The 25,162-nt window shown below is 43.7% G+C and carries 26 protein-coding genes; 15 read left to right on the forward strand and 11 right to left on the reverse strand.

What is annotated here, in order from left to right:
* The first annotated feature begins 12 nt into the window (after positions 1-12).
* Both GVO60_RS02790 and GVO60_RS02795 read left to right on the forward strand, forming a co-directional pair.
* Positions 13-570 (forward strand): SOS response-associated peptidase, encoded by a 558-nt coding sequence (locus GVO60_RS02790; RefSeq protein WP_159651069.1) that lies wholly within the window; start codon positions 13-15, stop codon positions 568-570.
* 63 nt (positions 571-633) lie between these two features.
* Entirely contained in the window at positions 634-1,314 is a 681-nt protein-coding gene (locus GVO60_RS02795; protein WP_159651070.1) for a DNA alkylation repair protein, read from the forward strand.
* A 19-nt stretch (positions 1,315-1,333) separates the two neighbouring features.
* Here GVO60_RS02795 and GVO60_RS02800 read toward each other — a convergent pair whose 3' ends face one another.
* Positions 1,334-2,665 carry an MFS transporter gene (locus GVO60_RS02800; protein ID WP_159651426.1) on the reverse strand — a complete coding sequence of 444 codons (1,332 nt, stop codon included), beginning with the start codon at positions 2,663-2,665 and terminating at the stop codon, positions 1,334-1,336.
* 378 nt (positions 2,666-3,043) lie between these two features.
* Between GVO60_RS02800 and cysS the strand changes: the two genes are divergently transcribed.
* Complete coding sequence (gene cysS / locus GVO60_RS02805; protein WP_159651071.1) at positions 3,044-4,414, forward strand: cysteine--tRNA ligase; 1,371 nt, start codon at positions 3,044-3,046, stop codon at positions 4,412-4,414.
* Between the two features lie 92 nt (positions 4,415-4,506).
* Here the strand turns inward: cysS and GVO60_RS02810 are convergent, their stop codons facing one another.
* Both GVO60_RS02810 and GVO60_RS02815 read right to left on the reverse strand, forming a co-directional pair.
* Positions 4,507-5,067 (reverse strand): sugar O-acetyltransferase, encoded by a 561-nt coding sequence (locus GVO60_RS02810; protein ID WP_159651072.1) that lies wholly within the window; start codon positions 5,065-5,067, stop codon positions 4,507-4,509.
* A gap of 182 nt (positions 5,068-5,249) precedes the next feature.
* Positions 5,250-6,128 (reverse strand): LysR family transcriptional regulator, encoded by an 879-nt coding sequence (locus GVO60_RS02815; protein ID WP_159651073.1) that lies wholly within the window; start codon positions 6,126-6,128, stop codon positions 5,250-5,252.
* A 129-nt stretch (positions 6,129-6,257) separates the two neighbouring features.
* Between GVO60_RS02815 and GVO60_RS02820 the strand changes: the two genes are divergently transcribed.
* The 3 genes from GVO60_RS02820 (at position 6,258) to GVO60_RS02830 (ending at position 8,324) form a co-directional block, all read left to right on the forward strand.
* A complete protein-coding gene (locus GVO60_RS02820; protein ID WP_159651427.1) occupies positions 6,258-6,572 on the forward strand; it encodes a monooxygenase in 315 nt (104 codons plus the stop codon).
* Positions 6,573-6,574: 2 nt separating this feature from the next.
* Positions 6,575-6,946 carry a hypothetical protein gene (locus tag GVO60_RS02825; RefSeq protein ID WP_159651074.1) on the forward strand — a complete coding sequence of 124 codons (372 nt, stop codon included), beginning with the start codon at positions 6,575-6,577 and terminating at the stop codon, positions 6,944-6,946.
* Between the two features lie 130 nt (positions 6,947-7,076).
* Positions 7,077-8,324: a leucine-rich repeat-containing protein kinase family protein gene (locus GVO60_RS02830; RefSeq protein ID WP_159651075.1), complete on the forward strand. Its 1,248-nt coding sequence runs from the start codon at positions 7,077-7,079 to the stop codon at positions 8,322-8,324.
* 34 nt (positions 8,325-8,358) lie between these two features.
* Here the strand turns inward: GVO60_RS02830 and GVO60_RS02835 are convergent, their stop codons facing one another.
* Entirely contained in the window at positions 8,359-8,700 is a 342-nt protein-coding gene (locus GVO60_RS02835; protein WP_159651076.1) for a winged helix-turn-helix transcriptional regulator, read from the reverse strand.
* A gap of 103 nt (positions 8,701-8,803) precedes the next feature.
* On the opposite strand from GVO60_RS02835, the gene GVO60_RS02840 reads away from it, so the two are divergent.
* Together GVO60_RS02840 and GVO60_RS02845 are read left to right on the forward strand one after the other, a co-directional pair.
* A complete protein-coding gene (locus GVO60_RS02840) occupies positions 8,804-9,571 on the forward strand; it encodes an SDR family NAD(P)-dependent oxidoreductase (RefSeq protein WP_159651077.1) in 768 nt (255 codons plus the stop codon).
* Between the two features lie 71 nt (positions 9,572-9,642).
* Entirely contained in the window at positions 9,643-10,305 is a 663-nt protein-coding gene (locus tag GVO60_RS02845; protein ID WP_159651078.1) for a cupin domain-containing protein, read from the forward strand.
* Here the strand turns inward: GVO60_RS02845 and GVO60_RS02850 are convergent.
* From GVO60_RS02850 to GVO60_RS02860, 3 genes are all read right to left on the reverse strand, one after another.
* On the reverse strand, positions 10,302-10,901 hold the full coding sequence (locus GVO60_RS02850; protein ID WP_159651079.1) for a Fic/DOC family protein: 600 nt from the start codon (positions 10,899-10,901) through the stop codon (positions 10,302-10,304). The genes GVO60_RS02845 and GVO60_RS02850 overlap by 4 nt on opposite strands.
* A 244-nt stretch (positions 10,902-11,145) precedes the next feature.
* Positions 11,146-11,889 (reverse strand): SDR family oxidoreductase, encoded by a 744-nt coding sequence (locus GVO60_RS02855; protein ID WP_159651080.1) that lies wholly within the window; start codon positions 11,887-11,889, stop codon positions 11,146-11,148.
* A gap of 47 nt (positions 11,890-11,936) precedes the next feature.
* Positions 11,937-12,830, reverse strand: coding sequence for a LysR family transcriptional regulator (locus GVO60_RS02860; protein ID WP_159651081.1), 894 nt, complete (start codon positions 12,828-12,830; stop codon positions 11,937-11,939).
* 82 nt (positions 12,831-12,912) lie between these two features.
* Between GVO60_RS02860 and GVO60_RS02865 the strand changes: the two genes are divergently transcribed.
* Positions 12,913-13,149, forward strand: coding sequence for a DUF2798 domain-containing protein (locus tag GVO60_RS02865; protein WP_159651082.1), 237 nt, complete (start codon positions 12,913-12,915; stop codon positions 13,147-13,149).
* A 43-nt stretch (positions 13,150-13,192) separates the two neighbouring features.
* On the opposite strand, the gene GVO60_RS02870 is transcribed toward GVO60_RS02865, so the two are convergent.
* The 3 genes from GVO60_RS02870 to GVO60_RS02880 form a co-directional block, all read right to left on the reverse strand.
* The gene (locus GVO60_RS02870; protein ID WP_159651083.1) at positions 13,193-13,909 is read right to left on the reverse strand and encodes a YebC/PmpR family DNA-binding transcriptional regulator; all 717 of its coding nucleotides are present in this window, start codon (positions 13,907-13,909) and stop codon (positions 13,193-13,195) included.
* 93 nt (positions 13,910-14,002) lie between these two features.
* Positions 14,003-14,212: a DUF3283 family protein gene (locus GVO60_RS02875; protein ID WP_159651084.1), complete on the reverse strand. Its 210-nt coding sequence runs from the start codon at positions 14,210-14,212 to the stop codon at positions 14,003-14,005.
* A gap of 164 nt (positions 14,213-14,376) precedes the next feature.
* Positions 14,377-14,574 carry a PA3496 family putative envelope integrity protein gene (locus tag GVO60_RS02880; RefSeq protein ID WP_159651085.1) on the reverse strand — a complete coding sequence of 66 codons (198 nt, stop codon included), beginning with the start codon at positions 14,572-14,574 and terminating at the stop codon, positions 14,377-14,379.
* Positions 14,575-14,949: 375 nt separating this feature from the next.
* On the opposite strand from GVO60_RS02880, the gene GVO60_RS02885 reads away from it, so the two are divergent.
* The 3 genes from GVO60_RS02885 to GVO60_RS02895 are packed head-to-tail and all read left to right on the forward strand — an operon-like array spanning position 14,950 to position 17,197.
* Positions 14,950-15,798, forward strand: a complete 849-nt coding sequence (locus GVO60_RS02885; protein ID WP_159651086.1) for an ABC transporter ATP-binding protein — start codon at positions 14,950-14,952, stop codon at positions 15,796-15,798.
* Positions 15,795-16,727, forward strand: coding sequence for an ATP-binding cassette domain-containing protein (locus GVO60_RS02890; protein ID WP_159651087.1), 933 nt, complete (start codon positions 15,795-15,797; stop codon positions 16,725-16,727). The genes GVO60_RS02885 and GVO60_RS02890 overlap by 4 nt, the downstream gene beginning before the upstream one ends.
* Positions 16,724-17,197: a transcriptional regulator gene (locus GVO60_RS02895; protein ID WP_159651088.1), complete on the forward strand. Its 474-nt coding sequence runs from the start codon at positions 16,724-16,726 to the stop codon at positions 17,195-17,197. The genes GVO60_RS02890 and GVO60_RS02895 overlap by 4 nt, the downstream gene beginning before the upstream one ends.
* A 393-nt stretch (positions 17,198-17,590) precedes the next feature.
* On the opposite strand, the gene GVO60_RS02900 is transcribed toward GVO60_RS02895, so the two are convergent.
* Positions 17,591-19,561, reverse strand: coding sequence for a replication initiator protein RctB domain-containing protein (locus GVO60_RS02900; RefSeq protein ID WP_159651089.1), 1,971 nt, complete (start codon positions 19,559-19,561; stop codon positions 17,591-17,593).
* A 1,260-nt stretch (positions 19,562-20,821) separates the two neighbouring features.
* Here GVO60_RS02900 and GVO60_RS02905 point away from each other — a divergent pair.
* From GVO60_RS02905 to GVO60_RS02915, 3 genes are all read left to right on the forward strand, one after another.
* On the forward strand, positions 20,822-22,039 hold the full coding sequence (locus tag GVO60_RS02905) for a ParA family protein (protein ID WP_159651090.1): 1,218 nt from the start codon (positions 20,822-20,824) through the stop codon (positions 22,037-22,039).
* Positions 22,040-22,045: 6 nt separating this feature from the next.
* Positions 22,046-23,017 (forward strand): ParB/RepB/Spo0J family partition protein, encoded by a 972-nt coding sequence (locus GVO60_RS02910; RefSeq protein ID WP_159651091.1) that lies wholly within the window; start codon positions 22,046-22,048, stop codon positions 23,015-23,017.
* Positions 23,018-23,103: 86 nt separating this feature from the next.
* Positions 23,104-25,098 carry a GNAT family N-acetyltransferase gene (locus tag GVO60_RS02915; RefSeq protein ID WP_159651092.1) on the forward strand — a complete coding sequence of 665 codons (1,995 nt, stop codon included), beginning with the start codon at positions 23,104-23,106 and terminating at the stop codon, positions 25,096-25,098.
* The last annotated feature ends 64 nt before the right edge of the window (positions 25,099-25,162 follow it).

Genomic DNA, 25,162 nt, shown 5'->3' on the forward strand with positions numbered 1-25,162 from the left:
TGGGCAAAAATAATGTGTGGCAGATTAAATGTTATCGATGACCCGCTGTGCAATATTGTCTGTGAACAGCTTGGCCTCGACTTCAATACAACAAGCAATAACGACTTACGACCGACAGAGCACATTGCTTGCATTGGCAATCACCACGGGCAGCTACAGCAATGCGACTTAGCTTGGGGGATCAAACCAGATTGGGCCAAAAAACTTATCATTAATGCTCAAGCAGAAACTGTCTCTCAAAAACCAACCTTTGCTAAGGCCTTTCAATTCAATAGGATTATCGTCCCTTGCAGTGGCTGGTATGAATGGCGAACCGAACAAAACCTAAAAGTAAAATATCTATTTGAAGAGCCTCAAAAAGAGGCTTTATATATGGCGGGGATTGCCCTAGAAAACCGTTCTCGTGTCGTCACGTTGACCACTAAGCCCAATCCACAATGTGCTGCCTATCATCACCGAATGCCACTACTGGTTACGGCAGACAATGTAGTACAGTGGGTAACAGGAACAGCAGAGCAAGCACTCTCTATACTCAACCTTACTTATCGTCTACCACTGACGATAAGTTAAGCTGTCCCAAATGGTTTCCTAGTTATTTTAGGATTAGGCTCATTTAACTAGAGGCCCTCTTGTATGCACCCATGGATTACATCGGTAAAAACGGCGCTTATCCCTTTGGCCAATCACGATAACGCGCAACAAATGAAAGCCTATATGCGCAACCAATACCAATTCTATGGTATTCAATCAGTGCCAAGGAGAGAGGCCTTAAAGCCCTATTTCTCTAAGCAAGCTCTGCCGTCTCTTGAAGAATTACCCGCCGTTGTAAAAGAGCTTTGGGCGCAACCAGAGCGTGAGTTTCAACTGGTCGCCATAGATTTACTGATAAAGCTCAAAAAGGAGCTACCTGCAACTTTTCTCGCCGAACTGGAGTGGCTTATCACAACCAAATCTTGGTGGGACACAGTCGATATGCTCGCCACACACATTGCTGCGAATCTCTTTATCAATCATCCTGAAGAAACTCAAACGTACATACGACGCTGGCGTCACTCAGACAACATATGGTTAAGACGTACAACGATTCTTTACCAACTCAAATTTAAACAGCAAACCGACGAAAAGTTACTCTTTAAGATCATCAAAGAAAATCAATCTGATAACGAGTTTTTTATCCAGAAAGCGATTGGTTGGGCCTTAAGAGAGTATTCAAAAACACACGCTGGTGCTGTTGTAGCATTTATTGAGGCGCAAGGTATCCAAGAGCTAGCAAAGCGAGAAGGTTTAAAATGGCTGAACAAAAACAGCCGCTAGCATGATCGCGAAAAGCCCTTTAGAAAATCGCCTTTTCGCGATCCTTTACATAAAAGAACACGCTTATCGCAACAAACAAAAACGTAAAATAGTAGAAGAACGAAGAAAGCGAAGCGATGAAGTCGATGTGTTGCTCGATCTGCGCTTCCGTGTAGTTCTGAGAAACGAGTTTGTAGTAATATGCATACAAGATACCAATCCCCCCGTAGCCTAGATTAAACATGAGCCCCTTAAAGCTCAGTACCGTTGCTCTGTTATGGGATTCCGTCTGTTTGTTAAGGTGATAACTGATGAAAATGTTCATCGTCATAATGATAAAAATTAAGATAAGCGCAGGAATCACTCCATAAATAGACCATCCGAGGCTAATCCAATAGTAAGTTGCCATGGTCGCAAGCCCCATAACCGCAATAAATGTTTTAGGAGCCATGCTCTCGGCTAATCGACGACTTTGTCCCGCTAATACAATCTGTAGCAAGCTGATCCCAGCCCCGATAAAACCGAAATAGATGATCGGGATATCAATGGCTCGATAGTACTGGCTGTTCATAGTTAAAAACATGCGTGATGTATGCTCAAACAGACTGTAATAAAGCAAGATAAACAGCACGTATGGCGTGGAAAGCACCCATTTACCTGTATTGAGTGTCAACTTCATGCTTGCCACTGTGGTAGACCATTTACTGCTATCGCTCGGTAAGGCTTTCTTCTCCTCTCTCATATTCACGGCGGCATAAATAGCGAGCAAGGCAACCAAAAGCGTTGCATAGACGGGAATGCGCATAATATCTTGGGTACTTTCCGGCTCAACAAATCCCAACAGGTGATAAACCTGAGCCATAAAGTTAACGTCATACATCGCCGCACCAACAAGGGTGACAAAAATGCCGACACTGGAAGCAATACGAAGCTGAATCTGCAACACCCGCGGCCACATCTCTTCTTTACCCTGTTCTTTTAATGTGTCGTAAGCTAAAGCTTCATCTGCGCCACTTGCTAAAGCCATCGCTAAGCCACTCAAGACTCGATTGACTAAAAACACCATAAAGACAAAAGTAGGATTACCCGTAGGGACAAAAGCGATCATCGCAATTTCGATGAACATGACTATCGAGGACAAGACCACCAGCTTTTTTCGCCCCAGCGTGTCAGCAAAAGCTCCCGAAGGTACTTCCGCAAGCACAATCGTTGCCGCCCAAACCACATTCAGCATGGCAAACTGGGAAAGCGTTAGGCCGTAGTCTAAGTAAAGTAAGGTGAAGACTGGATAATAAAATCGAGCGAAATAACTACTGCGAAACATTAAAAAATAACGGATGTTTCGAACTTGAAGGACTTCTTTTGCCGTCATAATCATTTCCGCACTTTAAATAATGTATGACTATGTATAATTCTTTTTAGGCTGACAGGCAAAGAATAGAAAGCATTCCCCATCTTTCAAAAAGAGATAACAGCACTTCGAAGCTGGAGTAATAGCCATCGTTTTTAGCCCCCCTTTTTACACTGTAAACTCAACATTTGTTAAGCAAAGGTTGCATTTTTTCCTTATGTTCTTTAGGGTAAAAATCATGACTTATATTGCTAGTTACACTCCATCAATTTGTTGCTGCTGCGATCGTTTCGATCTACGGCGGCTTTCGTGTAGCTATTAATTAGCAAAATTTATTATCCCATTGATAGGCCGCTGATGTTTTCATCCGCGGCCTTTTTGCATTTGAAGGAACACTAAATGATTAATGCTGAACTCTCATTATTTGACACAATGACGCGTCAACTTAGGCCTTTCACTTCAATCGAGCCCAATCAGGTCGGGCTTTATGCTTGTGGCCCAACGGTCTATGACTATGCACATGCTGGCAATTTACGTACTTATCTATTTGTCGATATTCTAAGACGAACTTTGACGCTCAATGGCTATCAAGTTAACCACGTCATGAACATTACCGATGTCGGCCACCTCACTTCAGACGCTGATAGTGGTGAAGATAAGATGGAGAAAGGGTCTAGGAAACAAAACAAATCTGCATGGGAGATTGCACTCTATTTTGAAGACGCTTTCTTAGCAGACTTAGCGCAGCTCAATATCCACACTCCAACCACCATTTGCCGAGCGACTCAGCATATACAAGAACAAATCGACTTCATTTTGCAGCTTGAACAGAAAGGTTTTACTTACCAAACCAGTGACGGTGTCTATTTTGATACCAATAAACTGGCGGATTATGGTCAATTGGCCAAGCTCGATAAAACCGGTTTAGAGGCAGGGATACGAGTTAATATGGCAGAGAAAAAATCCCCTACGGACTTTGCCCTTTGGAAACTGTCCGGCGAGCAGGCGCGCCAGATGGAATGGCCAAGTCCTTGGGGCGTTGGCTTTCCCGGATGGCACATTGAGTGCTCAGCTATGGCAGAGAAATACCTTGGTGAGCAGTTCGATATTCACGTTGGCGGCGAAGATCATATTCCTATCCATCACACTAATGAAATTGCTCAATGCCAAGCTAAGAACGGACATGTCCAAGCCAACTATTGGTTGCATGGTTACTTTTTGCAGCTTAACAAAGAGAAGATTTCCAAATCAGGTACGTCACTTCGCTTGGATGCATTAATCGAACGTGGGTATGAGCCGCTCGCTTACCGCTACCTTACCCTGACTAGCCATTACCGTAGCCATTTGAGCTTTACTTGGCAGAGCCTAGAAAGCGCGCAAACGGCACTCAAGCGCTTGAGAAATAAAGTCTGCGCCCTAGCCGATAGTGGCCAAATAATAGAGGAATATAAAACGCGCTTTATCCGCCATATCAATCAAGATCTGAACATGCCAAAGGCAATTGCCTTGCTGTGGGAGTTATTAGACAGTGACTTTTCTCCCGCAGATAAAAAGGCGACAGCTCAGTTTTTTGACCAAATTTTTGGCCTAAAAATCGACCACCTTGAGGAGGTAGACATTCCACGAGATGTTTTATTGTTGGCACAGCAAAGATTAGAGATGAAACAGAAAAAGAAGTTTGAAGAAGCGGACCGGCTGCGCGATCAAATTACTGAACTGGGTTATCAGGTTGCGGATATGGGTAACACATTTGAGGTGCACCCGATTTAACTCACCGCGTCAGGCGTCGTTGCACGCTCTTTTTAACCTGCAACGCCATAGTAAACGTATAGCTTCGTATAGGAAGCTATACGTTTTTAAAACTAAGCTTGCTCAATTGGTTTAATCACTCGACAAGGGTTTCCAGCCGCAACCACGTTAGCAGGAATATCTTTGGTCACGACACTTCCCGCACCAATGACGCTGTTTTCACCAATGGTGATACCAGGACAAACAATCACGCCACCACCAAGCCAGACATTATCACCAATCGTTATTGGCGTACCAAACTCAACCCCCTCTTCGACGCGACCTTTCACATCGAGTGGGTGACCAGCCGTGTAGATCTGCACGTTCGGTGCGAAGAGTACGTTGTCTCCGATGTGCACTTCCGCGACATCAAGCACCACGCAATTGAAGTTGGCATAGAAGTTTTTACCTAGCTTGATATTCGAGCCGTAATCACAGCGAAATGGCGGCTCCAAATACGCACCATTCGAATCTGGGATTAGAGAATCAATCGCACTGCGCCATTCTTGAGTATCGGGGATGCTGTTATTGAGTGTTTTCAGCACCTTTCGACACTCAATTCGCTCGCTATATAACTGAGAATCCCATGCATCGTAAGGTTCGCCAGCTAGCATTTTTTGTTTTTCTGTTTTCATTTTCTGTTATCACTCATACCAAACTGACGCCAATATCGCACATCAATGACACTATGATTAGAGCATAAATTCGCGATCTTAGCGGTTCGAGTCTTGTATCACAGATTGCGCGGGTACAACGTAAAATGCCGGTAAACAACCATTACTAAACCATATAAGTGCGGTGAAAAACTTAACGCTTTCTAATCTCTTATCGCTAACAACCGTTGATAAAAACACTTTGCTGCCGGACCAGTTTTAACTCCCTTTGGCAAAGTAATGTGCAGCGGTACTTGGTACTGCTCACTTTGCTCAACTTTGAGCACTTTAAGCTGACCATGGTTTCGTTTCAGAATTATGTGTTCTGGCAAGCGACAAAAACCCACACCCTGTTCGATCGCCCGAAATGCATGATCAAAATTATCGACAGTAATGCGCTGATTGCCCTTTAGCCAACCAACATTTTGGCTGCTTTCTTTGGCTCCTAAATCACGAACCACGACTTGGCAAAGGGTAGAAAAATCAGACATACAGACCGATTCTTGGCTCGCCAGTGGATGGTGGCTTGCGATCACTGGCAACATGCGAGTGATAGAAAACGCTTCAGCCGGGTAGTTAGTCACTGGCAAAGTGATGATTGCTATATCTGCCTGCTCACTAGTGACCATTTCCGTCGTTTTCGACAACGACGTTTCAATCACTTGAATCGATGTAGCACTGTTTTCTGTCAAATAATCTGCCATCACGCCATAAAGTAACGAAGGATCGCAGAGATGGTCCATAGCAACAGTAATTTCGGATTCAAGCCCCGCCGAGATCTGCTGGCTCAACTCTTCTAATGCCCTAGCTTGCTCAAGCATACCTGTTGCTCGCCTAAGTAACGCTTTCCCTTGTTGGGTTAATGCCGCGCGCCTTCCTTTGACTTCCACCAGCTTTACACTGAGCTGGTCTTCGAGCTTCTTAATTGAGTAAATCAGCGTTGTATGGCTTTTATTTAGCGAACTGGCTGCCGCTTGAATGCTGCCCGCTTTCTCTATTTCCTGCAGCGTCACCCACTGCTCTAACGTGCTTTTTAGCCTCATAGAAAACCTGTCAATTTTTTAGACAAATATGCGCAATATTATGAACTTTTCTGTTCAATTTATATAGATAAGAATAGACCCATCAGCCAAGAGAACGATGGTCGCTCTCTTATTAAGCAGGAAAGAATGATGAAATTACTTCAAGTCGACTTCGATTATCACGGCCCAATGGGAGAAGCAATGTCTCAAGCACTGGTGGGCTTAGCCGAATCAATTAACCAAGAGCCAGGATTGATCTGGAAAATATGGACAGAGAATGAAAAAGAAAAGCTGGGTGGTGGCATCTATCTCTTTGAAACAGAGCAAACAGCCCAAGACTATCTAGACATGCACTCAGCAAGGCTAAAACAAATGGGCGTATCAGAAGTAAGAGGCATCATTTTTGATATCAACCAACCACTTTCTACTATCAACCAAGCACCGTTAAAAGTGAGAGGAGCATAAATATGAACAACAAAACGTTTCTCACTCTTCATGGCGTTATCTACACGATCTTTGCCTTGGCGTTGTTCTTTGTCCCGACTTTAATGTGGCCAATGTATGGCGTTGAAATCAACGATCAATATGCGCTGTTCTTATCACAGCACACGAGCATCTTCTTAGGTGGTGTTGCGGCGGTCACTCTATTACTGCGTAACATTGACCACCAGGCGACGATGAAACAACTGATGAAAGCCTTAGTCATCACCAACTTACTTGGTGTCATCATCACAGGTTATGCTGGTGTGACAGGGATTTTCGTCGGCTTTGGTTGGAGCGATCCTGCATTCTTTTTGTTGCTCACCGTATTAAGTGGGCTGCAACTGAAAAAACATTAATCGATTAAGGCTCACACTCTAATGGCTTAATGTCAGAGTTGAGCCATGTCTCCCTTGGCTCGCTTTTACGATTCTATCTGCGTAGAATACGCGCTCTTTAATCATTCATAGAGCAAAATAGGCAGACGGTTTGCACACAGTAGAACAACTTAAAAACGGTGAGTTACAGGGTATTCAGCGACTTAAACTGGCTGAGCAACTAACAGAATTACCTCGTGAAATTTTAACCTTGGCTGATTCATTAGAGATCTTAGATCTTTCAGATAACTTGCTTACTGATTTGCCAGAATGGCTGACAGAGCTGCCTAAGCTTAAGATTGTATTTGCTTCCAATAACCGTTTTACGCATCTACCCTTGGTTTTAGGCCGCTGTGAAAAACTTGAGATGGTCGGTTTTAAGAGTAACCAGATTGTTCGAGTCTCTGGTGATGCACTGCCGCAGCCACTTCGCTGGTTAATCCTAACCGACAACCAAGTTGAACAGCTACCTGAAGCGCTTGGACACCGCCCTCGCCTACAAAAACTAGCCTTAGCGGGCAACAAACTAAAAGCACTGCCAAAAAGCTTTTCAAAACTTATCAATCTAGAGCTGGTGCGTTTGTCTGCTAACCAACTCGAGTTATTTCCAGATGTATTGCTAGAACTGCCTAAACTGGCTTGGATGGCATTTGCTGGCAACCCGTTCTGCGAGCGTTTAAACCATGTCGAAAGCGTACCAAGCGTCTCTTCGACTAGCTATCAGCTTAATCAGGTGCTAGGTCAAGGTGCATCCGGTGTTATCTCGCATGCCAACTGGCTCAATAGTGATGATGGATTTCCAGAAGAAGTTGCGGTTAAGGTCTTCAAAGGCGAAGTCACCAGTGATGGCTACCCTTGTGATGAACTGCAAGCTTGCCTACAGACGGGGCACCATACAAACTTAGTTAAGTCGATTGGTCAAGTAAGTGAAGACGATACACTTGCGTTAGTGATGGAGTTGATCCCAAATGATTACTTTAACCTTGGCTTACCACCAACGTTAGAGACTTGTACCCGCGATGTGTTCAAACCCGACTTTACGCTTTCTGTAAAACAAATAGAAAAGATCGTCGATCAGATGATGGATGTGTTTAACCACCTGCACTCCAATAAGGTCTGCCATGGTGATCTTTACGCGCACAATGTACTGATCAATGATCAAGGTGAAATGATTTTCGGCGATTTTGGTGCGGCGTCAGTGTATGGCTATCTGGATGAATCACAGCAACGTGGGGTGCGTAAAGTCGAAGCTCGTGCGCTCTCTCACTTTATTGATGACTTGCTGTCGGTTTGTAAGCCAAGAGAGATCCAAACCGCTAGTTACCAGTCACTGCGCAACCTTGCTCTAATCGCTGGATAAACTGACTCTTTGCATGAGTGTGCCGTCAGCACGCTCATGCTTTTCCATCAATCTCTTCTTGCAACGCTTCCAATTGCTCAAGAATCGCTAAAAACTTCTCACCAAATTCAGTGACTTGATACTCCACTCTTGGCGGCAGTTCGTTAAAAACCACTTTATCTAAGATTCCAAATTCGACATTGCGCTTCAAACATTGGTTTAGCACCTTGGTCGACAGCCCTTCGACATTACGAACCATTTCTCCCGGACGATTGACTCCAGAAGAAAGCAACTGATATACCGTCAATGACCATTTGCATCCATAAATGGCCTCGACCATACGAGCACTGCTTTGTGGTGCGGCTTTGCGAGAAAAAAGTTTTTCGTTGTTATTCATAAAGATGTACCAAAAAGTACCTACCCTACCGATTTGTACTTACTATTCAGGTATTTAGATTGTTCCTAATATTAGCACGTCCCAATCAGTCAGGAGCAAGAAAATGAAATACAACAATCAAGGTACTGCACTCATCATTGGTGGTTCAAGTGGCATGGGGTTTGAAACCGCTAAACAACTATTAGAAAACAAAGTCCCTGTCATCATTGTCGGTAATAACCAAGAGAAGTTGGAAAAAGCACGCACTCAGCTTGCGCAGTTTGGCTCGGTCGATACGTATCAAGCTGATTTGTATGATTCTGATTCTGTCTCGCACCTAATCAGCAAAATTGATTCAATGGCTCAACCCATCAGCTACCTGGTCAATGCTGCTGGGTATTTCAATCCGAAAGCCTTTATTGAGCACACAGAGCAAGATTACGACCGCTATCATGAAATCAACAAAGCGATTTTTAAAGTCACCCAAGCCATCGCGAAAAACATGATAGCCAACCAATTTGGTAGCATTGTTAATATTGGTTCCATGTGGGCAAAACAAGCCATCAAAGCGACACCGTCATCAGCCTATTCGATGGCGAAAGCAGGCTTACATGCCATGACGCAACATTTAGCAATGGAGTTAGCTGACAACAATATCCGTGTTAATGCTGTCTCTCCGGCCGTAGTTAAAACGCCTATCTATGAAGCCTTTATTGACCCTAAAGAGGTGGATCAAGCACTCGATGGCTTTAACGACTTCCATCCAATCGGGCGTGTTGGAACCGCATCCGATGTTGCGAGCAGCATTTGCTTCTTGCTTTCAGATCAAGCAAGTTGGGTAACTGGAGCTATCTGGGATGTTGACGGCGGTGTGATTGCAGGCCGAAACTAATCGATGACGGTGGCGTAAATCGTCACCGTGATCTGCTGGCGGCAACGTCAAATAGAACAAAGGAAAAGAATATGCTCAACATGAATTTTACCGAGCGAGTTGTGATTCACACACGCGATGAACCTTGGGTAGCAAGCCCTGCGAAAGGGGTTTGGCGTAAACCCCTAGAGCGTGAAGAGGCTGAATCCGGCCATACCACCAGCATTGTCCGCTATGATGCCGGCTCACGCTTTAACACTCACTCGCATCCTATGGGCGAAGAAATCTTTGTCCTAGAAGGTATCTTCTCAGATGAGCATGGTGACTACCCTGCAGGCACTTATATTCGTAATCCTCCGGGCAGTTCACATGCACCGTTTAGTGAGCAAGGCTGCGTGATCTTTGTAAAACTCAATCAGTTTGATCAGCGAGACAATGCATCAGTCAGGCTAAATACCACTAAAGAAACTTGGTTGCCAGGTATCGGTGGATTAGAAGTGATGCCATTGCACGATTTCGAACATGAACATGTTGCTCTTGTAAAATGGCCAGCAGGTGAGCGCTTTCAACCCCATCGACATTTCGGTGGTGAAGAGATACTAGTGTTGTCCGGTCAGTTTGCTGATGAGCATGGACAATACTCTCAAAGGGCTTGGATGCGCAGCCCACATATGAGCGAACACTACCCGTTTGTAGAGCAAGAAACCATCATTTTGGTTAAGACAGGGCACTTACCTTTAACAACAGCGAACTAAGCAGGCAGTTCTGAAATAGCCTGACGAAAAATAGATTTGAGAGGTTCTAAATCAAGATACACACCAGCAATATTGGCATCAATCCACTGCTGCTGCGAAATGACAGGCCAATTGAGATCGTAACCCAGCAAAAACAGCATCTCTTCAAAGAAAAAACGCTGCACGCGCCCATTTCCTTCTCGAAATGGGTGCAATAAGTTCATTTCACAAAATAGCGAAGCAACTTCATCAATCAATTCATCTCGATGAGTAATCAAAGCCAGATCGGGTACTAGCTTGAACAATTTCTCCCCTTCGACCTCAATACGAGGAACGGTGCAGAAACGGGTATCACCTTTAGAGATATCCACCTCTCGGATATCTCCAGCCCAAGCAAACAAGTCCTGAAACAGATAAAAATGAAGATGTTTAAGATGAGAGAAAGTACATTCTTCTATTGAAGATAGAGAGCTTTGATAAGTGCGATAACGTTCTGCCGTAAACGCCACTTCCGCTTCGGCCAGTTCGTCTGCATCTCGTAGGTTAAGTAGATTGATTAAAACATCGCACCCTGGATAGCAGTATTTATCATGATAAACACCATACTTATCGCGCATATTTCCTTTTCAGTTCCGCTATAGTGCGGTTTTCACTTTCTTCCTTCAGCGACATACCTTCATATTTTAGGCTAACTTTGAAATTTTCTGGTTTAGGCGCGAACGTTTTTTTCGTTCGAGTCGGAGTTGCATCAGAAGATGGATTGGACATAGTTACCTCTGCTTAAGATATGTGATCAAGTTTAACCTACAATATTGAGCTCATCTACCAAGAGCTTTAAACCCGATCACAAATCTCACATTGTTAGCGCCCACCAGCAATATCAATAAAAGTCCCGGTCACAAAAGAGGCTTCCTCTGAAAGCAGCCAAGCGATCGAGTTAGCGACTTCTTCTGGTGTCCCACCACGTTTCAATGGAAGGTTAGGCCCTAATCGATCCACTCGCCCCGGCTCTCCCCCATCGGCATGCATCTCTGTATAGATACACCCCGGTCTCACGCCATTAACACGGATCCCCTGACCAGCAAGTTCCAACGATAAGCCAATCGTGATCGAATCCATCGCCCCTTTGGAAGCCGCATAATCAATATATTCAAACGGGGCACCAATACGGGAAGCGGCGGAAGAAACATTCACGATAGCGCCTTTCATCTCTGAATCCGCATCGATCTGATTGATGTAACTCTTGCTGCACACAAAACAGCTCATCACATTGGTATCAAGTACTTTTCGAAAACGATCAGCATCAATATTACGCAGTTCTGACTGAGTAAATAGAATGCCAGCATTGTTCACAAGATGAGTCACCGTTCCAAAGCGTTGGCGAGTAGCAACAAACATAGCTTGAACTTGCTTCTCACAGGCTGCGTCTGCTTGATAGGCAAAAGCTTTGCCACCTGATGCAGTAATCTCCTCGACTAAAGCCTCTGCTGGCTCAGGGCGCTGGTGGTAGTTAATACATACCGCATAACCTTGCTTCGCCAATAACTTCGATGTTGCCGCACCAATCCCGCGGCTTCCGCCTGTAACAATAACAACCTTGTTCATTCTTCTCTCCATGTCCGTTCTAATATGCTGACGCTTTACACTGTAAACTAACCCAATTGATTGATTTTTTTAACCCCTTCGAGCAAAGCATCTACCAATAGAGTCAAAGCCTTAGGTTGATAACGCCTTTGTTTGTACACCAAATAGGCTTGCCTTGCGCTACGATGATACTGAGGTAATACGCGATGTAGATTCATACCATCATGAACATGACGAAGTGGCAAAGATGCAATACCCAGCCCTTTTTCTACCGCGCGGCAGACGGAAAGAATGTCATTGACGACCATTCTGGGTTTGATATGAATGACTTCAACTAACTCTTCTCCCTCATAAACAGGTAAATCAACAATGTGATCAACACTTATCCAATCAAGTTGAGTTAATTGTTCTAACGTATCGATCTGACTTATCTCAGCCAGATATTCCGGACTGGCAAAAAAAGCATGTTTTGCCTGAAACAGTGGCCTTGCAATCATCTCCTGCATATTGGCGAGATCAAACGTCATGAGTAAATCACGATCGGATTGCGGGATCACTTGCTCTTGGCTAAGCACCAGATCAATGTTTACCTGCGGATAGTTCATCAAAAACTGTTCGATCACATCCCCTACAAAACCACGATAAAAATTATGCGGCAGAGCAAGTTTAATCGAACCTGAGACTTGCTGGTTGTCCGAAAGCAATTGATCAAAGCCAGATTCAATCGACTCCATGCCACTGCGCAATAATTCAAATGCCTGCTGGCCAGTTTGCGTTGCAACCAACTCCCTACCCTGCTTTTCAAGCAGACGGGTATTCAGACGAGACTCTAATGCAGATAAACGCCGAGACATGGTGGATACGGGGAGCTGTAACTTTCTCGCCGCCGCCAGTAACGAGCCCTCTTCCACCACACAGCAAAACAAATAGAGATCATCAACATTTCCAAATATGGAATCCATACTTCTTAACCTGACTGTTTTTCTCAATATTGGATGGTTATATCCTTAATAACAACACAACAGCAAGTTATGAGGATAAAATATGAGCCGTAAACAGTTTTGGATATCTGCCCTACTCTCTTCATTCACCATGGCGGTGATCATGTCGGGACTCTTATCAGGATATAAGTTGGGATTTAGCGCTGAGTGGCCTTCAGTATGGTTACAAAGCTTTAGTCTAGCTTGGCCATGCGCATTGGCGTTAAACCTCACAGTGTTGCCTCAGGTTCGTAAATTGGCGGCCTGGTTAGCTGCGCCCAAGTCTGTTTCTCAGACATAAAAAAACCGAGCTCATTGGCTCGGTTTTTCAGATCTATGTGCGATTACAGCTCAGCGTTGTGGTAAACCTGCTGAACGTCATCACAATCATCAAGCATATCTAAGAACTTCTGGAACTTCTCAGCGTCTTCGCCTGCTACTGGAGTATGCGTTTGAGGTACAAACGTAATCTCTTCCACATCCATTACTAAGTCTGGGTATGCAGCGTTTAGTGCTGTCTTCGTTTTGAAGAACTCAGTGTGAGGTGCGAATACAGTGATCACGCCATCTTCAAGCTCAACGTCAGTCACGTCAACGTCATCCATCATTAGCGCTTCTAGAATTGCTTCGTCGTCTTCGCCTTTGAACTGGAATACCGCTTGGTGATCGAACATGTGAGAAACTGCACCTTCAACACCGATCTTCGCACCACATTTAACGAAACATTGGCGAACATCTTGGAAAGTACGGTTGCCGTTGTCTGTTAGACAGTCAACGATAACGCTTGTGCCACCAGGGCCAAAACCTTCGTAACGAGCTGGAGCGTAGTCTTCACCACCGCCGCCATTCGCTTTATCGATCGCTTTGTCGATAACGTGAGCTGGAACTTGGTCTTTTTTCGCTTTAGTGATCAGGTGTTTCAGAGACAAGTTCATGTCTGGATCACCGCCACCGTTCTTAGCGCACATGTAAATTTCTTTACCGTATTTGGAATAAACTTTAATTTTTGCGCCTGCAGTTTTCGCCATAGAGGCTTTGCGCACTTCAAAACTTCTTCCCATCGGGATGTTCTCTCTAATTCAATTTTATTGCGAAGGATTTTAGCAAAACGTGTGAGCTTTTCAATTTCTGACGCTTGCAGAGAAAAAGGCGTATTACGCGACGCCCATTACTCGCTTATATTTATCGACAGATTCTAAAAAGACCGCTCTTTCGTTGTCGTCTCGGATTTTGGCAGCTGCCTGGTCAATTTCTTCAGGGCCGGCTTTCGCTTCGCGAAGTTTCCACACAAAAAACGATGCTTGTTTATCAAGCTCAACCTTATTTTTCTCTTCAGCAGGAAGGTTCGAAAGGTTAATCGACATGAGAACGCTCTAATCTGTAAAAATATGGGGAGGGAATATACCACACAAGAAGAGAAAGTTGACTATCTATCGAGAAAATGTGTAGCCGATTAGATCAAAAAAAGTGGAAAAACAAAGGGCGGCTCTGTTGGCCACCCTCAAGTATGTATCATCAATGAAGATAACTAGTGCAGTAAGCCCAGTTCCTTTGCTTCATCTAGTGTTAAGCCACTTTCGCGAATCTCTCTCAAAGCTTCAATACGACGACGAGCTTCCGCGGATTTTACCGTTTTTACTGGTTTCTGTGACTCGACTTCTTCCGTGAAGTCCCACTTGTCTGCAATTTTAGTCATTTCATCATGGTCAATAGAATTAATGGACATCGTAACCTCCGAACAAACCATGCAAGGGACAGCTAATCTGTAGCAAAATCTACAGGCCCTTGTTAAGAATTTTAGCTCCAGAATGTGATACTGCTAATAGTTCAGAAAGAGTTATCGATTTTTCTATAAATAGGCTTTGCGCGGCGGAATTTCTGACAGTACATTTAAAGGATTCCCCCTAACGAAATGAAACCGATCTGAGTCTCATTTTTATCACTCACTTCCCACAAGTTTTCGCGCTTTATGGCGCCCAATTACATTTTCTCAGCGGAACTTTTTCGAGGCACTTCACCCTTTTTGTTGACGGTTCTTTTCAGCCATAAAATAAGAGTTAATGATAATCATTATCTTTTACTCTTTTTGGTAGGTAGAACTATGAGTCACTCTTATCTTCAGCATGCGTATCACCCTGATCCCATTATTCAGATCCGAGATTTATGCGTAGATTATATTACCGACAATGGCGACTTTAACGCCGTTAAATCGGTGAGTTTCGATATTGGTAAAGGTGAGATTTTCGGGTTAGCCGGAGAATCTGGCTGTGGAAAGAGCACCATTGCTTTCGCCATCAATCGACTTCATAAGCCGCCTGCGTTTATTTCGGGTGGTGAGATTCACTTCCAGGGCCGCGACTTACTGAGGCTATCTGACGATGAAATAAATACCATCCGTTGGAGTGAAATCGCAATGGTGTTCCAAAGTGCCATGAACTCACTCAATCCCGTCTTGCCAATTCTAGAACAGTTCGCTGATGTACTACGTCACCATCAAGGCTTAAACAACGAGCAGGCCAAAGATCGCGCTGAAAAGCTACTCGATCTAGTCAACATTCCCCGCGAACGTTTAACCGAATATCCTCATCAATTTAGTGGTGGTATGCGCCAACGCTTAGTCATAGCGATCGCCCTTTCTCTCAATCCTAAATTGATTGTCATGGACGAACCAACAACGGCATTAGACGTAGTTGTACAACGAGAAATATTGCAGCAGATCTACCAGTTACGAGAAGAGTTCGGATTCTCAGTATTATTCATCACTCATGATTTAGCCCTCATGAGCCAGTTGTGCGATCGCATCGCCATTATGCGTCACGGTGAGATCGTTGAAGTAAACCAATCCAAACAAGTACGCAATAACCCATTACACCCATATACACAAAAGCTATGGGCATCTTTCCCGAATATCCATGAAGGTAAGCACACGACGCAAGGAGCGACAGTATGAGTGAACCAATTCTAAGTCTAAACAATGTGGTTAAAGAGTTCACGATTGGTGGCGGTTTTGCCTCTGAAGAGCGATTCAAAGCACTGCAAGGCGTCAGCTTCGATCTCCACAAAGGACGAACTTTAGCGCTGGTGGGCGAATCGGGTTGTGGCAAAAGCACGTGCGCTCGTTTAATGACAAAGGTCTACCCCGCAACCTCTGGCGAGATCCTATTTCATGGCCGAAATATCAATGAGATCCAAAGCCGTAAAGATCTTCTCGATTACCGCAGTAAAGTGCAGATGGTTTTTCAAGACCCGTTTGGATCACTAAACCCCACTCATACCATTGAACACCACCTCACTCGACCGTTAAAAATTCATAAGCAAGTCGCGAACAACGCTGACATACCAGCACGATTGCAAGAACTGATAGAGTTAGTCGAACTGGCACCAGATACGTTGCAAAAGTTCCCCCATGAATTGAGTGGTGGTCAAAGGCAACGTGTTAACTTAGCACGTGCGCTTGCAGTGGGTGCTGAAGTGATTCTTGCTGACGAGCCAACATCAATGCTGGATGTTTCTATACGATTGGGTGTGCTCAACCTCATGCAGCGAATGAAAAAAGAGCTAGGCATTGGTTTTCTTTACATTACGCACGATCTTGCCACCGCGCACTACATCGCAGAAGAGACGGCTGTGATGTACAAGGGGCAAATTGTCGAATGGGGAGATACCCAAGCGATCTTAACCGATCCGCAACATCCCTATACCCAGTTGTTGATCTCTGCGGTTCCGGATCCCGATCTCCCATTTGGCAAGTTAGTTGAAAGTGAACCAAACTATTCTGTGGATGCAGATCAAATACGAGCATCCAGTGCTCTTGTGCAAGAAGAGTTCAGACAAGTTGGGCCAAATCATTTTGTAAAACATTGGGTTAAAGCTGCATGATGAGATTAGATACCTGGGTAGAGCAAATGTCGGGTTGGTACGAAACCCGAAAGCATGATCAAGAACAAACGCTGGAATCATTGCTTCTCAATGTACCAGATAGCGTTTGGGGACCAGAGATCACTGAGCTACAAAGCAAGGCCATTGCATGCTGGTTAGACGGCTGCCTGCGTATCTATCAACATCAGCACTTTCAGCAACCTAACAAAGCGTATCAGTTTCTCCAATACGCCTACAGCAAACTTCAGCTTGTTGCCAGCTCACCTGAAAGCGACATAGAACTGAAAGATTGGTGTATGAAGCGGCTACAGCATCTTGCCGTATTAACCTTAGAGTTTTGCAACCAACAGACAAATGAGCGTTGGCAAGAAGCGTCCCACCAAATGATCGAATCCCACGTTCACTTTATGGCTGCACAGTGTTGGAACGAAGCTCGGAAAGATGATCAAGGTCATTCGGCCGTACATTGATCATAAAACACGAAATCCCGGATCGATGATCATGGTATTAACCTTGATCATTGATCCGGAAACTCGGTATCTTGAAATAGAAATTTAATACGTAAGATTCTGAATTTTAGACAAAAAAAAGCGAGTTCAGAGAACTCGCAAAATATTCAGAATGAATGTAACAATATGAGCCAATCTATCTAGGGATAATCCTATCCCTCATTCATCAGAAAGGACAAAAGGTTGTCTATTCGGGATAAATATTATCCAACTCCCCTCCCCCCAATGTCAGTTGACTGTCAGGGGAATGTAGTAGATTTGTCTATCACTCTATAGGATGTAACAGGGTGTGAATAAGTATTATCAGACACAAAAAAACCAGCGTTTTACCGCTGGTTTTTAGACATTTATTCTCTATACCGCAACTTCATCTAACGCGCGGAAAACTGTTTCATCCAAATGACCTTCGTAAACTTGCTTACAGACTTTACGACGAACAGCCAAGCCGGCAATAAGTCGCTCAATCGATAGATGCTTGTTTTCACTTTGACTATTGTAAAGCTCAACCATCTTACTCAATGTTTGATAAGGAATAACATCATCACCGACACGCAAGTAGTCAAGCTTGTCAATGAGCTCTGTACACTCTTCTTGAATCGAGTTGTGTGAATGCCCTGTCATCGCCGCTAAAGCCGTTATAGAGCGTTCTAGAGCCTCTGAAGAGGTATATTTGGATAGAGTAATGGTAATTTCATCAGCGTTAATCTCAACTAAGTGTTTACGCTGCTTAACTCGACGACCCAATTTACCTTTTGGAGAGCGCTCTTTACGCTGAATAGGTTCAAATTCCCCATCAATGATTTGAGACATCTCATCCAGTTGTTTCTTAGTCACCATCTCATTACGAAGTGGGTTTGGTAACGTAGGAGCCATATTACGCTTACCCGCATTGGTAGTACGAGCACGCGAGTAACGAAGCACCTCTTCCGCATCACACTTAATATCAAAGTGATAATCTTTCACTTTGTCTTTGTCCATGATGGTCGAGATCGTTAAGTGATAGCCCCATAAATTGACTGAGAAAAGAGCATCGGTCACTTCATCATCAGACAATCGTTTTAATTCTCGGATCAGATCCATCGAGAAGCGACGCCACTCAATGTTACGTGCTAACTTTTGGTTCAACTCACTAAGCAACATGTCATCGGTATGACGACGTACCATACGACTACGGAAGTAACTGTACAGTTGGAACACAAGGGTGTGCTGCTTCAAAATTTCAGGCGGGAACAAGAAGAAATAATCGCGTGTAAGTAGCTCTTCATAGAAAGACGGCTCCCAAACAAGGATGTATAGGTTTGGTTTAATGCGTATTTCGCCGTCAGCGTTCTCTGTAGGGGCTTCTTCCGATGCGGTAATGGTACGGGCTAAGAATCGGAAACGATCGCTCTTAAAGCCTTCTGGCATGTTCTCGCTAAGCCAGCGTCCTGTTAGCTCATGCAATTGAAAATCGGTAAATTCAATTCGGTCGATACTGTCACGAATAGAGTCCCGTGCAGGACCGCTGTCTTTCTTGCCACGCAATGACAAAATATCCGTGATGTAGAGCGGCGTTTTATTCGGGACTTGCGTACCGTCTAACTGATATTGATGTTGGTGATGCTCATGGTATTGCACTGTTAACGTAAACAACGCAAACAACGTCATGAGATCATCGACAGTCATAATATTTTTAGAAGATCGAGTTTCGATCACAGCTCGTGTGCCAGAGATCGAAACCATACTCTTTTGGTACTGTTTACGTGTTCTAGGCGGTGCGAGTGCTTGATCGATGATCCCAGCCCAATTGGTCGGGGAAACAATGAACTGATCCGCTTCATCTTTCATCACTGGTGGGGTATTAAGCCCATGCTCATTAAGTAAACGTTTATTAACTTGCGTTTGAGCCAGTGCTTTGGAGCGTTTTTGTTTCTCGCTCTGTTTCACCGATTCCGTCACCAGGCTGGTGGCACCTAACACTGAAATCAACTGATTCGGATTTACGAAGCGGTGTAACATGGTTTTTCCTGCCAAACCTTCTTCAAAGCGAACAGGGATTTGGTGGAATAGGCCGATATTAACAGCTGCTCGGAGACGTTGTTGGATTGCTGCACGCGTAACTTGGCCATCTGTCGCTTCAATCAACTCTGTCGTTGAAACTAAACCGTCCTTGCTACTAAAGCCACGCAATGAAATTAAATTCAGAAGTTCAACGATACTTTTCGTTACCCCTTTGAAATGCTGGTATTGCTCTATCCAATTGACTGCTGTTTCTGAAACCTCGAATAGATGTCCATCTTTGTGGCTTCTAGGGGCTTTGATCAGTATTTTTTCTTCTGAACTCATTATTAGATCCGTATCACACTAGCCGTAATATCGCTATGGTTCCTGAAGAATAAAGAAAAAAAGATCATAAATAAAGTAAAAACTTGTTGTTTTTAAATAACTGATCTTTCTGATAAAGATGATCTTAATTGATAATATGATCTAATGATCTGGGCCTAAGAAGGCTCGTAAGTGTATGTAAAGTAAGGTGTTATTTTTTAACGCTCTGAAAGCATGATCATAACAAACACGAAAGCATGATCATTACTTTAAGGAAAGCATGATCAAAAACCATCGAAACGATGATCATTAAAGTATTGAACGCATGATCAATGTGCTCTCAGAAGCATGATCATTGGCTTTACACAACTTATCCACAACCAGAAATGATGTGATCTTGATTTTCTGTGCAAACGGCAACAAATTACGCCCTTCTTTCTTGAAACGATGATCAAGGTAAATCATTTTATCTATGATATGTGGGGGAAACAAGGCGTGAGTTAAATCAAAATGACAGTGATATGAAAATATTGATTTATATCTCAAGCTTCTAATATCCACGAAAGCATGATCATGAAATGATTGGATAATCGCTTGTTGGATGGAGTTAAGCTTGTGAACTGACTGAATTTGGCTCTAATTGCTCTCATCCCAGAGTCTATCTACATTTGTCCGTAATTTGGTTGTGATTTTACATGCTTCCGGAAGAATAGATTACTTGATCATTGTTCCGATCCTTTTTACATTCGAGTGATTCAATGTCGATCATGTATTGCGGTCTATTTTACCTTGATCATTCTTCCTGTTAGGCCAAATCGCTTCGAAAGCATGATCATGACATTCTCCTTGATCATGCTTTCGATGATCGCTGCTTTGGTTCTTTTTCTATCTCACGTGAGAATATTGTCTTTTCTTTCGTTCTTGACTCATTTCTTAAGTATTGGCAGGTAGAAGACCTCTCTTTTTGAAATCGAAATGACACCAGCCGTAAAATACGCTGCAATCTTAATCGTTCCGATAGATTAGCTACCTTGTTCTGAAATTCTCTCTTTACATTGTAAATATGTGACGATGTAACATTTTAAATCTACTTCGGTTTATGATGCATTATGCTCAAATAAAAATGACGATTTTTAATGCTTTTTGTCTGGATACATTAAAAATAGTGTAAATTTTCTATTTAATGTGATTTTTGTCCATAAGTGAATGTTCACCTTTTTATTGTGTATGGTTATAAATGCTGTACAATCAAAGCAAGTCAATTAATCACGGAATTTGGCAATGAAAAGAGAACAAACAATTGAAAATCTCAATCGCTTAGCTGAACAGACTGCACAAGTTCAAGCTGACCGTATTGAGATTGTTTTGGAAGAGCGTAGTGATGATCACTTTCCGCCGATGTCAAAAGCATTGATGGAAACTCGCTCAGGTTTAACCCGACGTAAGCTTGATGACGCAATCAGTAAGTTGGAAGCAACTGGGCACCAATTCACAAAGAATAACGCAAACCATTATTCGATTTCTCTACAAGAAGCACACATGCTAATGGATGCCGCTGGCGTACCTAAATTCCATGAGCGCAAAAAGAATGGTGACAATAAGCCATGGATTATCAACGTACAAAACCAGAAGGGTGGTACAGGTAAATCGATGACAGCCGTTCATCTTGCGGCGTGTCTTGCTCTAAACCTTGATAAACGTTACCGCATTTGCCTTATCGATTTAGACCCTCAAGGCTCTTTACGTCTGTTTTTGAACCCGCAAATTAGCATCAACGATCACGACAGTATTTATTCTGCTGTCGATGTGATGCTTGATAATGTGCCAGATGGTGTTGAAATTGATAATGCGTTTTTACATAAAAACGTACTACTTCCTACTCAGTACCCGAACTTGAAAACAGTATCTGCATTCCCTGAAGACGCAATGTTTAACGCGGAAGCGTGGCAAAATCTGTCGCAAAATCAGTCTTTAGATATCGTAAAACTGCTTAAAGAAAAACTGATTGATCAGATTGCCGATGATTTTGATGTCATCATGATTGATACAGGCCCGCACGTTGATCCGCTGGTTTGGAATGCAATGTACGCATCTAACGCATTACTGATTCCATGTGCAGCAAAGCGTTTAGACTGGGCTTCAACTGTTAACTTCTTCCAGCACTTGCCTACGGTTTATGAAATGTTCCCAGACGATTGGCGAGGCCTTGAGTTTGTGCGCCTAATGCCGACAATGTTTGAAGATGATAACAAGAAGCAAGTTGCGGTTCTTACTGAGATGAATTACTTGTTGGGTGATCAAGTGACAATGGCAACGATTCCTCGTAGCCGTGCATTTGAGACTTGTGCTGATACTTACAGTACCGTATTTGACCTAACCACAGGTGATTTTGAAGGCGGTAAAAAGACCTTAGCAACAGCTCAAGATGCGGTGCAAAAGAGTGCACTCGAGGTGGAGCGCGTGCTTCATAGTCACTGGTCATCACTAAATCAGGGGTAATTATAAATGGCGATTAAAACTTCAGATTTGAATGCCCGACTGTTTGGCAAAGCAAATAAACGACACGTTACGACTCCGCAGCAAGCTCAGCAAGCTGCGAAAGAGCAAGCTCAGGTTATTGAACTGGCTGTTGCTGGCGAAGAAAAAGTCCAATTTGAGTTGGTTCGTATTCCTGCGGATCAAGTGAAAAGTAAAACCGTTGTGTTTGCTGAAAATGCTCGTGAACAGTCTTTTCTTAATGAACATGCACTTTCAGACGTATTAGTAACACTGCGTGAACGTGGTCAGCAATACCCAGCAGTGGGTCGTAAGCGTGAAGACGGCAAGATTGAAGTTCTTGATGGTAGCCGTCGTCGCATGTCGTGTATTTTGGCTGACAAAGAGTTTCTTGTTTATGTCGGTGAAAACATCAGTGGTGAGCATGCTAAGTTCCTTTCTGATGTCGCGAATGCTCATAAACCGCTTTCTCTGTTTGAGAAAGGGAAAGAGATGTTAGCGAAACTTGAAAGTGGCGAAGCAGAAGATCAAAAAGCATTGGCTAAGATGTTCCAGTGCAGTGAAGCGTTAGTCAGTGGAGCATTGAAAGCCGCTGATTTACCACTAGAGCTACTACAAGCGTACCCTAATGTCGCAGATCTTGGTCGTCCAACTATCGTCAAACTACATAAGCAGTTTAATGGTTTAGGTGACGAGCAACGTAATGCACTATTGGCAAAATGCAGTGAAAAAGGCGTTTTTGTTTGGCAACGCAGCGAAGCACAAGGCGTAACACGAATTACGAAAGACGTGACTGAGACAATCGAAGCGTGGATTGAAGAGTTAGCGCCGTCTAAGCCAATGGCCAGTGCAAAAACGGATTTAATCAAAGGCCGTGCTAGTTATACGCGTAAAGGGTCGAATTTAGCATTGAACCTTAAGAAAGTAGACGATGCTTTGATGCAAGAAATCCTCAGCTTTGTAGAAGAAAAGCTGAAGTAGATTTTAACTCCTTAAAATGAAAAGCCGCCGAGAGCGGCTTTTTTTATGCCATAATGCGGGCAGTTAGTTTTCTTCTCGAGTGAACCATGAACGCGACCCTGCAATACTTCTCCCAATTACTTTCTAATGCTCAACGTAGTTTCCATCGCTATGGTGTCGTGTTACGCGGTGAGCAAAACTGGCAAGTGACGGTACTAGAACAGTTAGAAACTTTAATTGCGAATACCGATGTTTTCCAATTGGGGGGAGAAGCTCGCGCGTCGGCCAGTAAGTATGTGGGTTATAAGCAAGGCCAGATGCTACTTGGTCAAGAGTGCCGATTGCTGGTTTGTGATTTCTCTAGTGGCTTTGATGCGAATAGTTTCACTGCCGCATTGGGTTGTCTTAAAGGAGGAGGGCTGCTAGTCATCTTACCTTCTCAAACATCATCCGTTTCATTGGACCAACATTGGGTGGAAAGGGCACTAGAGGATTTAATTTGTATTGAGCAGAATTCTCCGTTGCCAAAGGTTGTATCTGTACAAGCGCATGATGTTACTCTTTACGAACAACAAAAGCTGGCCGTCGATAAAATTCGAAAAGTAGTAGAAGGGCACCGCAAGCGCCCTTTGGTTGTGACCGCTGACCGAGGTAGAGGAAAAAGTAGTGCTCTTGGAATTGCTGCTGCGCAGCTGATGCAAGATCGGACGCTCAATATTATCGTAACGGCCCCATCTTTAGCTACGGTTCAACCTATTTTTGAACATGCTGCACGTCTCCTCCCTAATGCCATTACAAGTAAAGGAAAACTTGTTGTGGGAGTATCTTCTCTTGAATTCGTCGCTCCTGATGAGTTGCTAAGAAAGAAACCTCAATGCGATTGTTTATATGTCGATGAAGCTTCGGCATTGCCCATTCCTATGCTTAAACAAATCGTCGAGAGTTATCACCGGACAGTTTTTTCGACAACGGTGCATGGTTATGAAGGGTGTGGACGAGGATTTACGTTGAAGTTCCAAACCTGGCTTAAAGAGCAGCGCCCCGGTATGGTTCATTGTCAGCTGGATCAGCCTATTCGTTGGAATGAAGGGGATCCACTAGAAAACTGGCTATTTACTACTTTTTTACTCGATGCTGAACTCGCTGATGTTTCAGGGCAAGTTACAAATGTTCAACTGTCTTATGTAGAGAAGAATGAATTATTCAATCGTCCAGAATTGCTGAGAGCTTGCTTTGCTTTGTTGGTCAACGCACATTATCAAACCGCGCCTAGCGATTTGATGTTGTTGCTAGAAGATGACGCCATTCGGCTCTATGCCTCATTCCAAGGGGATACCTGTATTGGTTGTATTCTTGCTGTCGAAGAGGGCAACATTGAACAAGCATTGATTGAACAAATTCAACAAGGAAAGCGTCGACCGAAAGGGCATTTAGTTGCGACTACTTTAGCGAACCAACTTGGGCTCGGTGAGGCAGCTGCGCAATCTAGCCTACGAGTTATGCGAATTGCGGTTCATCCTCAGCAGCAAAGAAGTGGCATTGGCCAAGCTATGTTGGCTCAGTTACAAGCACAGACAGAATATGATTTTTACTCTACCAGTTTTGGTGCGACCAGCGAGTTAGTTGAGTTCTGGAGAAAAGCTGGCTTTGAGGCCGTTAAATTGGGAAGTAGCCGTGAGCAAGCAAGCGGGACTCACTCTTTGATCATGGTCTCTGGCAAGGTAGAGTGGCTAACACAAGCAAAGCAAACTTATCAGCAGTTTATGCACTATTCCGTTGCCTGCCTGTTCAAACAACTTGAAATAGACGTAGTCCGTAGTTTGTTGGTAGAAAAGGATGTTTCCATTGTTCTATCTAGCTTTGCGCCGATTGTTGAACACTATGTGAAAGGAGGGGCAAGCTTCGATAGCATCGCTCCACTATTAGATAATTATTGGAAGCATTCACCAAGCTTGATTGGGAAAATGAATGATCTCCTTGTCTATAAAATCATTCAACAACATAGCTGGGTTGAGTGTGCTCATCAGTTCCACCTTCCAGGAAAGAAACAAGTAGAGGCACAATTTAAGCAGGACTTATCTCTATTACTGAATCTTCAATAGAATTTACAGTGTAAATAGCTATTGTGAAATCTACAGCTTCCGAGCTTACCAATTTACAGTGTAA

The organism is Vibrio atypicus (assembly GCF_009811315.1).
Taxonomy (GTDB): domain Bacteria; phylum Pseudomonadota; class Gammaproteobacteria; order Enterobacterales; family Vibrionaceae; genus Vibrio; species Vibrio atypicus.

Excerpts from the sequence above, each read along its gene's own strand:
- GVO60_RS02790 (WP_159651069.1), top strand. The coding sequence starts at position 13 with ATGTGTGGCAGATTAAATGTTATCGATGACCCGCTGTGCAATATTGTC.
- GVO60_RS02795 (WP_159651070.1), top strand. The coding sequence starts at position 634 with ATGCACCCATGGATTACATCGGTAAAAACGGCGCTTATCCCTTTGGCC.
- GVO60_RS02800 (WP_159651426.1), bottom strand. The coding sequence starts at position 2,665 with ATGACGGCAAAAGAAGTCCTTCAAGTTCGAAACATCCGTTATTTTTTA.
- cysS (WP_159651071.1), top strand. The coding sequence starts at position 3,044 with ATGATTAATGCTGAACTCTCATTATTTGACACAATGACGCGTCAACTT.
- GVO60_RS02810 (WP_159651072.1), bottom strand. The coding sequence starts at position 5,067 with ATGAAAACAGAAAAACAAAAAATGCTAGCTGGCGAACCTTACGATGCA.
- GVO60_RS02815 (WP_159651073.1), bottom strand. The coding sequence starts at position 6,128 with ATGAGGCTAAAAAGCACGTTAGAGCAGTGGGTGACGCTGCAGGAAATA.
- GVO60_RS02820 (WP_159651427.1), top strand. The coding sequence starts at position 6,258 with ATGAAATTACTTCAAGTCGACTTCGATTATCACGGCCCAATGGGAGAA.
- GVO60_RS02825 (WP_159651074.1), top strand. The coding sequence starts at position 6,575 with ATGAACAACAAAACGTTTCTCACTCTTCATGGCGTTATCTACACGATC.
- GVO60_RS02835 (WP_159651076.1), bottom strand. The coding sequence starts at position 8,700 with ATGAATAACAACGAAAAACTTTTTTCTCGCAAAGCCGCACCACAAAGC.
- GVO60_RS02840 (WP_159651077.1), top strand. The coding sequence starts at position 8,804 with ATGAAATACAACAATCAAGGTACTGCACTCATCATTGGTGGTTCAAGT.
- GVO60_RS02845 (WP_159651078.1), top strand. The coding sequence starts at position 9,643 with ATGCTCAACATGAATTTTACCGAGCGAGTTGTGATTCACACACGCGAT.
- GVO60_RS02850 (WP_159651079.1), bottom strand. The coding sequence starts at position 10,901 with ATGCGCGATAAGTATGGTGTTTATCATGATAAATACTGCTATCCAGGG.
- GVO60_RS02855 (WP_159651080.1), bottom strand. The coding sequence starts at position 11,889 with ATGAACAAGGTTGTTATTGTTACAGGCGGAAGCCGCGGGATTGGTGCG.
- GVO60_RS02860 (WP_159651081.1), bottom strand. The coding sequence starts at position 12,830 with ATGGATTCCATATTTGGAAATGTTGATGATCTCTATTTGTTTTGCTGT.
- GVO60_RS02865 (WP_159651082.1), top strand. The coding sequence starts at position 12,913 with ATGAGCCGTAAACAGTTTTGGATATCTGCCCTACTCTCTTCATTCACC.
- GVO60_RS02870 (WP_159651083.1), bottom strand. The coding sequence starts at position 13,909 with ATGGGAAGAAGTTTTGAAGTGCGCAAAGCCTCTATGGCGAAAACTGCA.
- GVO60_RS02875 (WP_159651084.1), bottom strand. The coding sequence starts at position 14,212 with ATGTCGATTAACCTTTCGAACCTTCCTGCTGAAGAGAAAAATAAGGTT.
- GVO60_RS02880 (WP_159651085.1), bottom strand. The coding sequence starts at position 14,574 with ATGTCCATTAATTCTATTGACCATGATGAAATGACTAAAATTGCAGAC.
- GVO60_RS02885 (WP_159651086.1), top strand. The coding sequence starts at position 14,950 with ATGAGTCACTCTTATCTTCAGCATGCGTATCACCCTGATCCCATTATT.
- GVO60_RS02890 (WP_159651087.1), top strand. The coding sequence starts at position 15,795 with ATGAGTGAACCAATTCTAAGTCTAAACAATGTGGTTAAAGAGTTCACG.
- GVO60_RS02895 (WP_159651088.1), top strand. The coding sequence starts at position 16,724 with ATGATGAGATTAGATACCTGGGTAGAGCAAATGTCGGGTTGGTACGAA.
- GVO60_RS02900 (WP_159651089.1), bottom strand. The coding sequence starts at position 19,561 with ATGAGTTCAGAAGAAAAAATACTGATCAAAGCCCCTAGAAGCCACAAA.
- GVO60_RS02905 (WP_159651090.1), top strand. The coding sequence starts at position 20,822 with ATGAAAAGAGAACAAACAATTGAAAATCTCAATCGCTTAGCTGAACAG.
- GVO60_RS02910 (WP_159651091.1), top strand. The coding sequence starts at position 22,046 with ATGGCGATTAAAACTTCAGATTTGAATGCCCGACTGTTTGGCAAAGCA.
- GVO60_RS02915 (WP_159651092.1), top strand. The coding sequence starts at position 23,104 with ATGAACGCGACCCTGCAATACTTCTCCCAATTACTTTCTAATGCTCAA.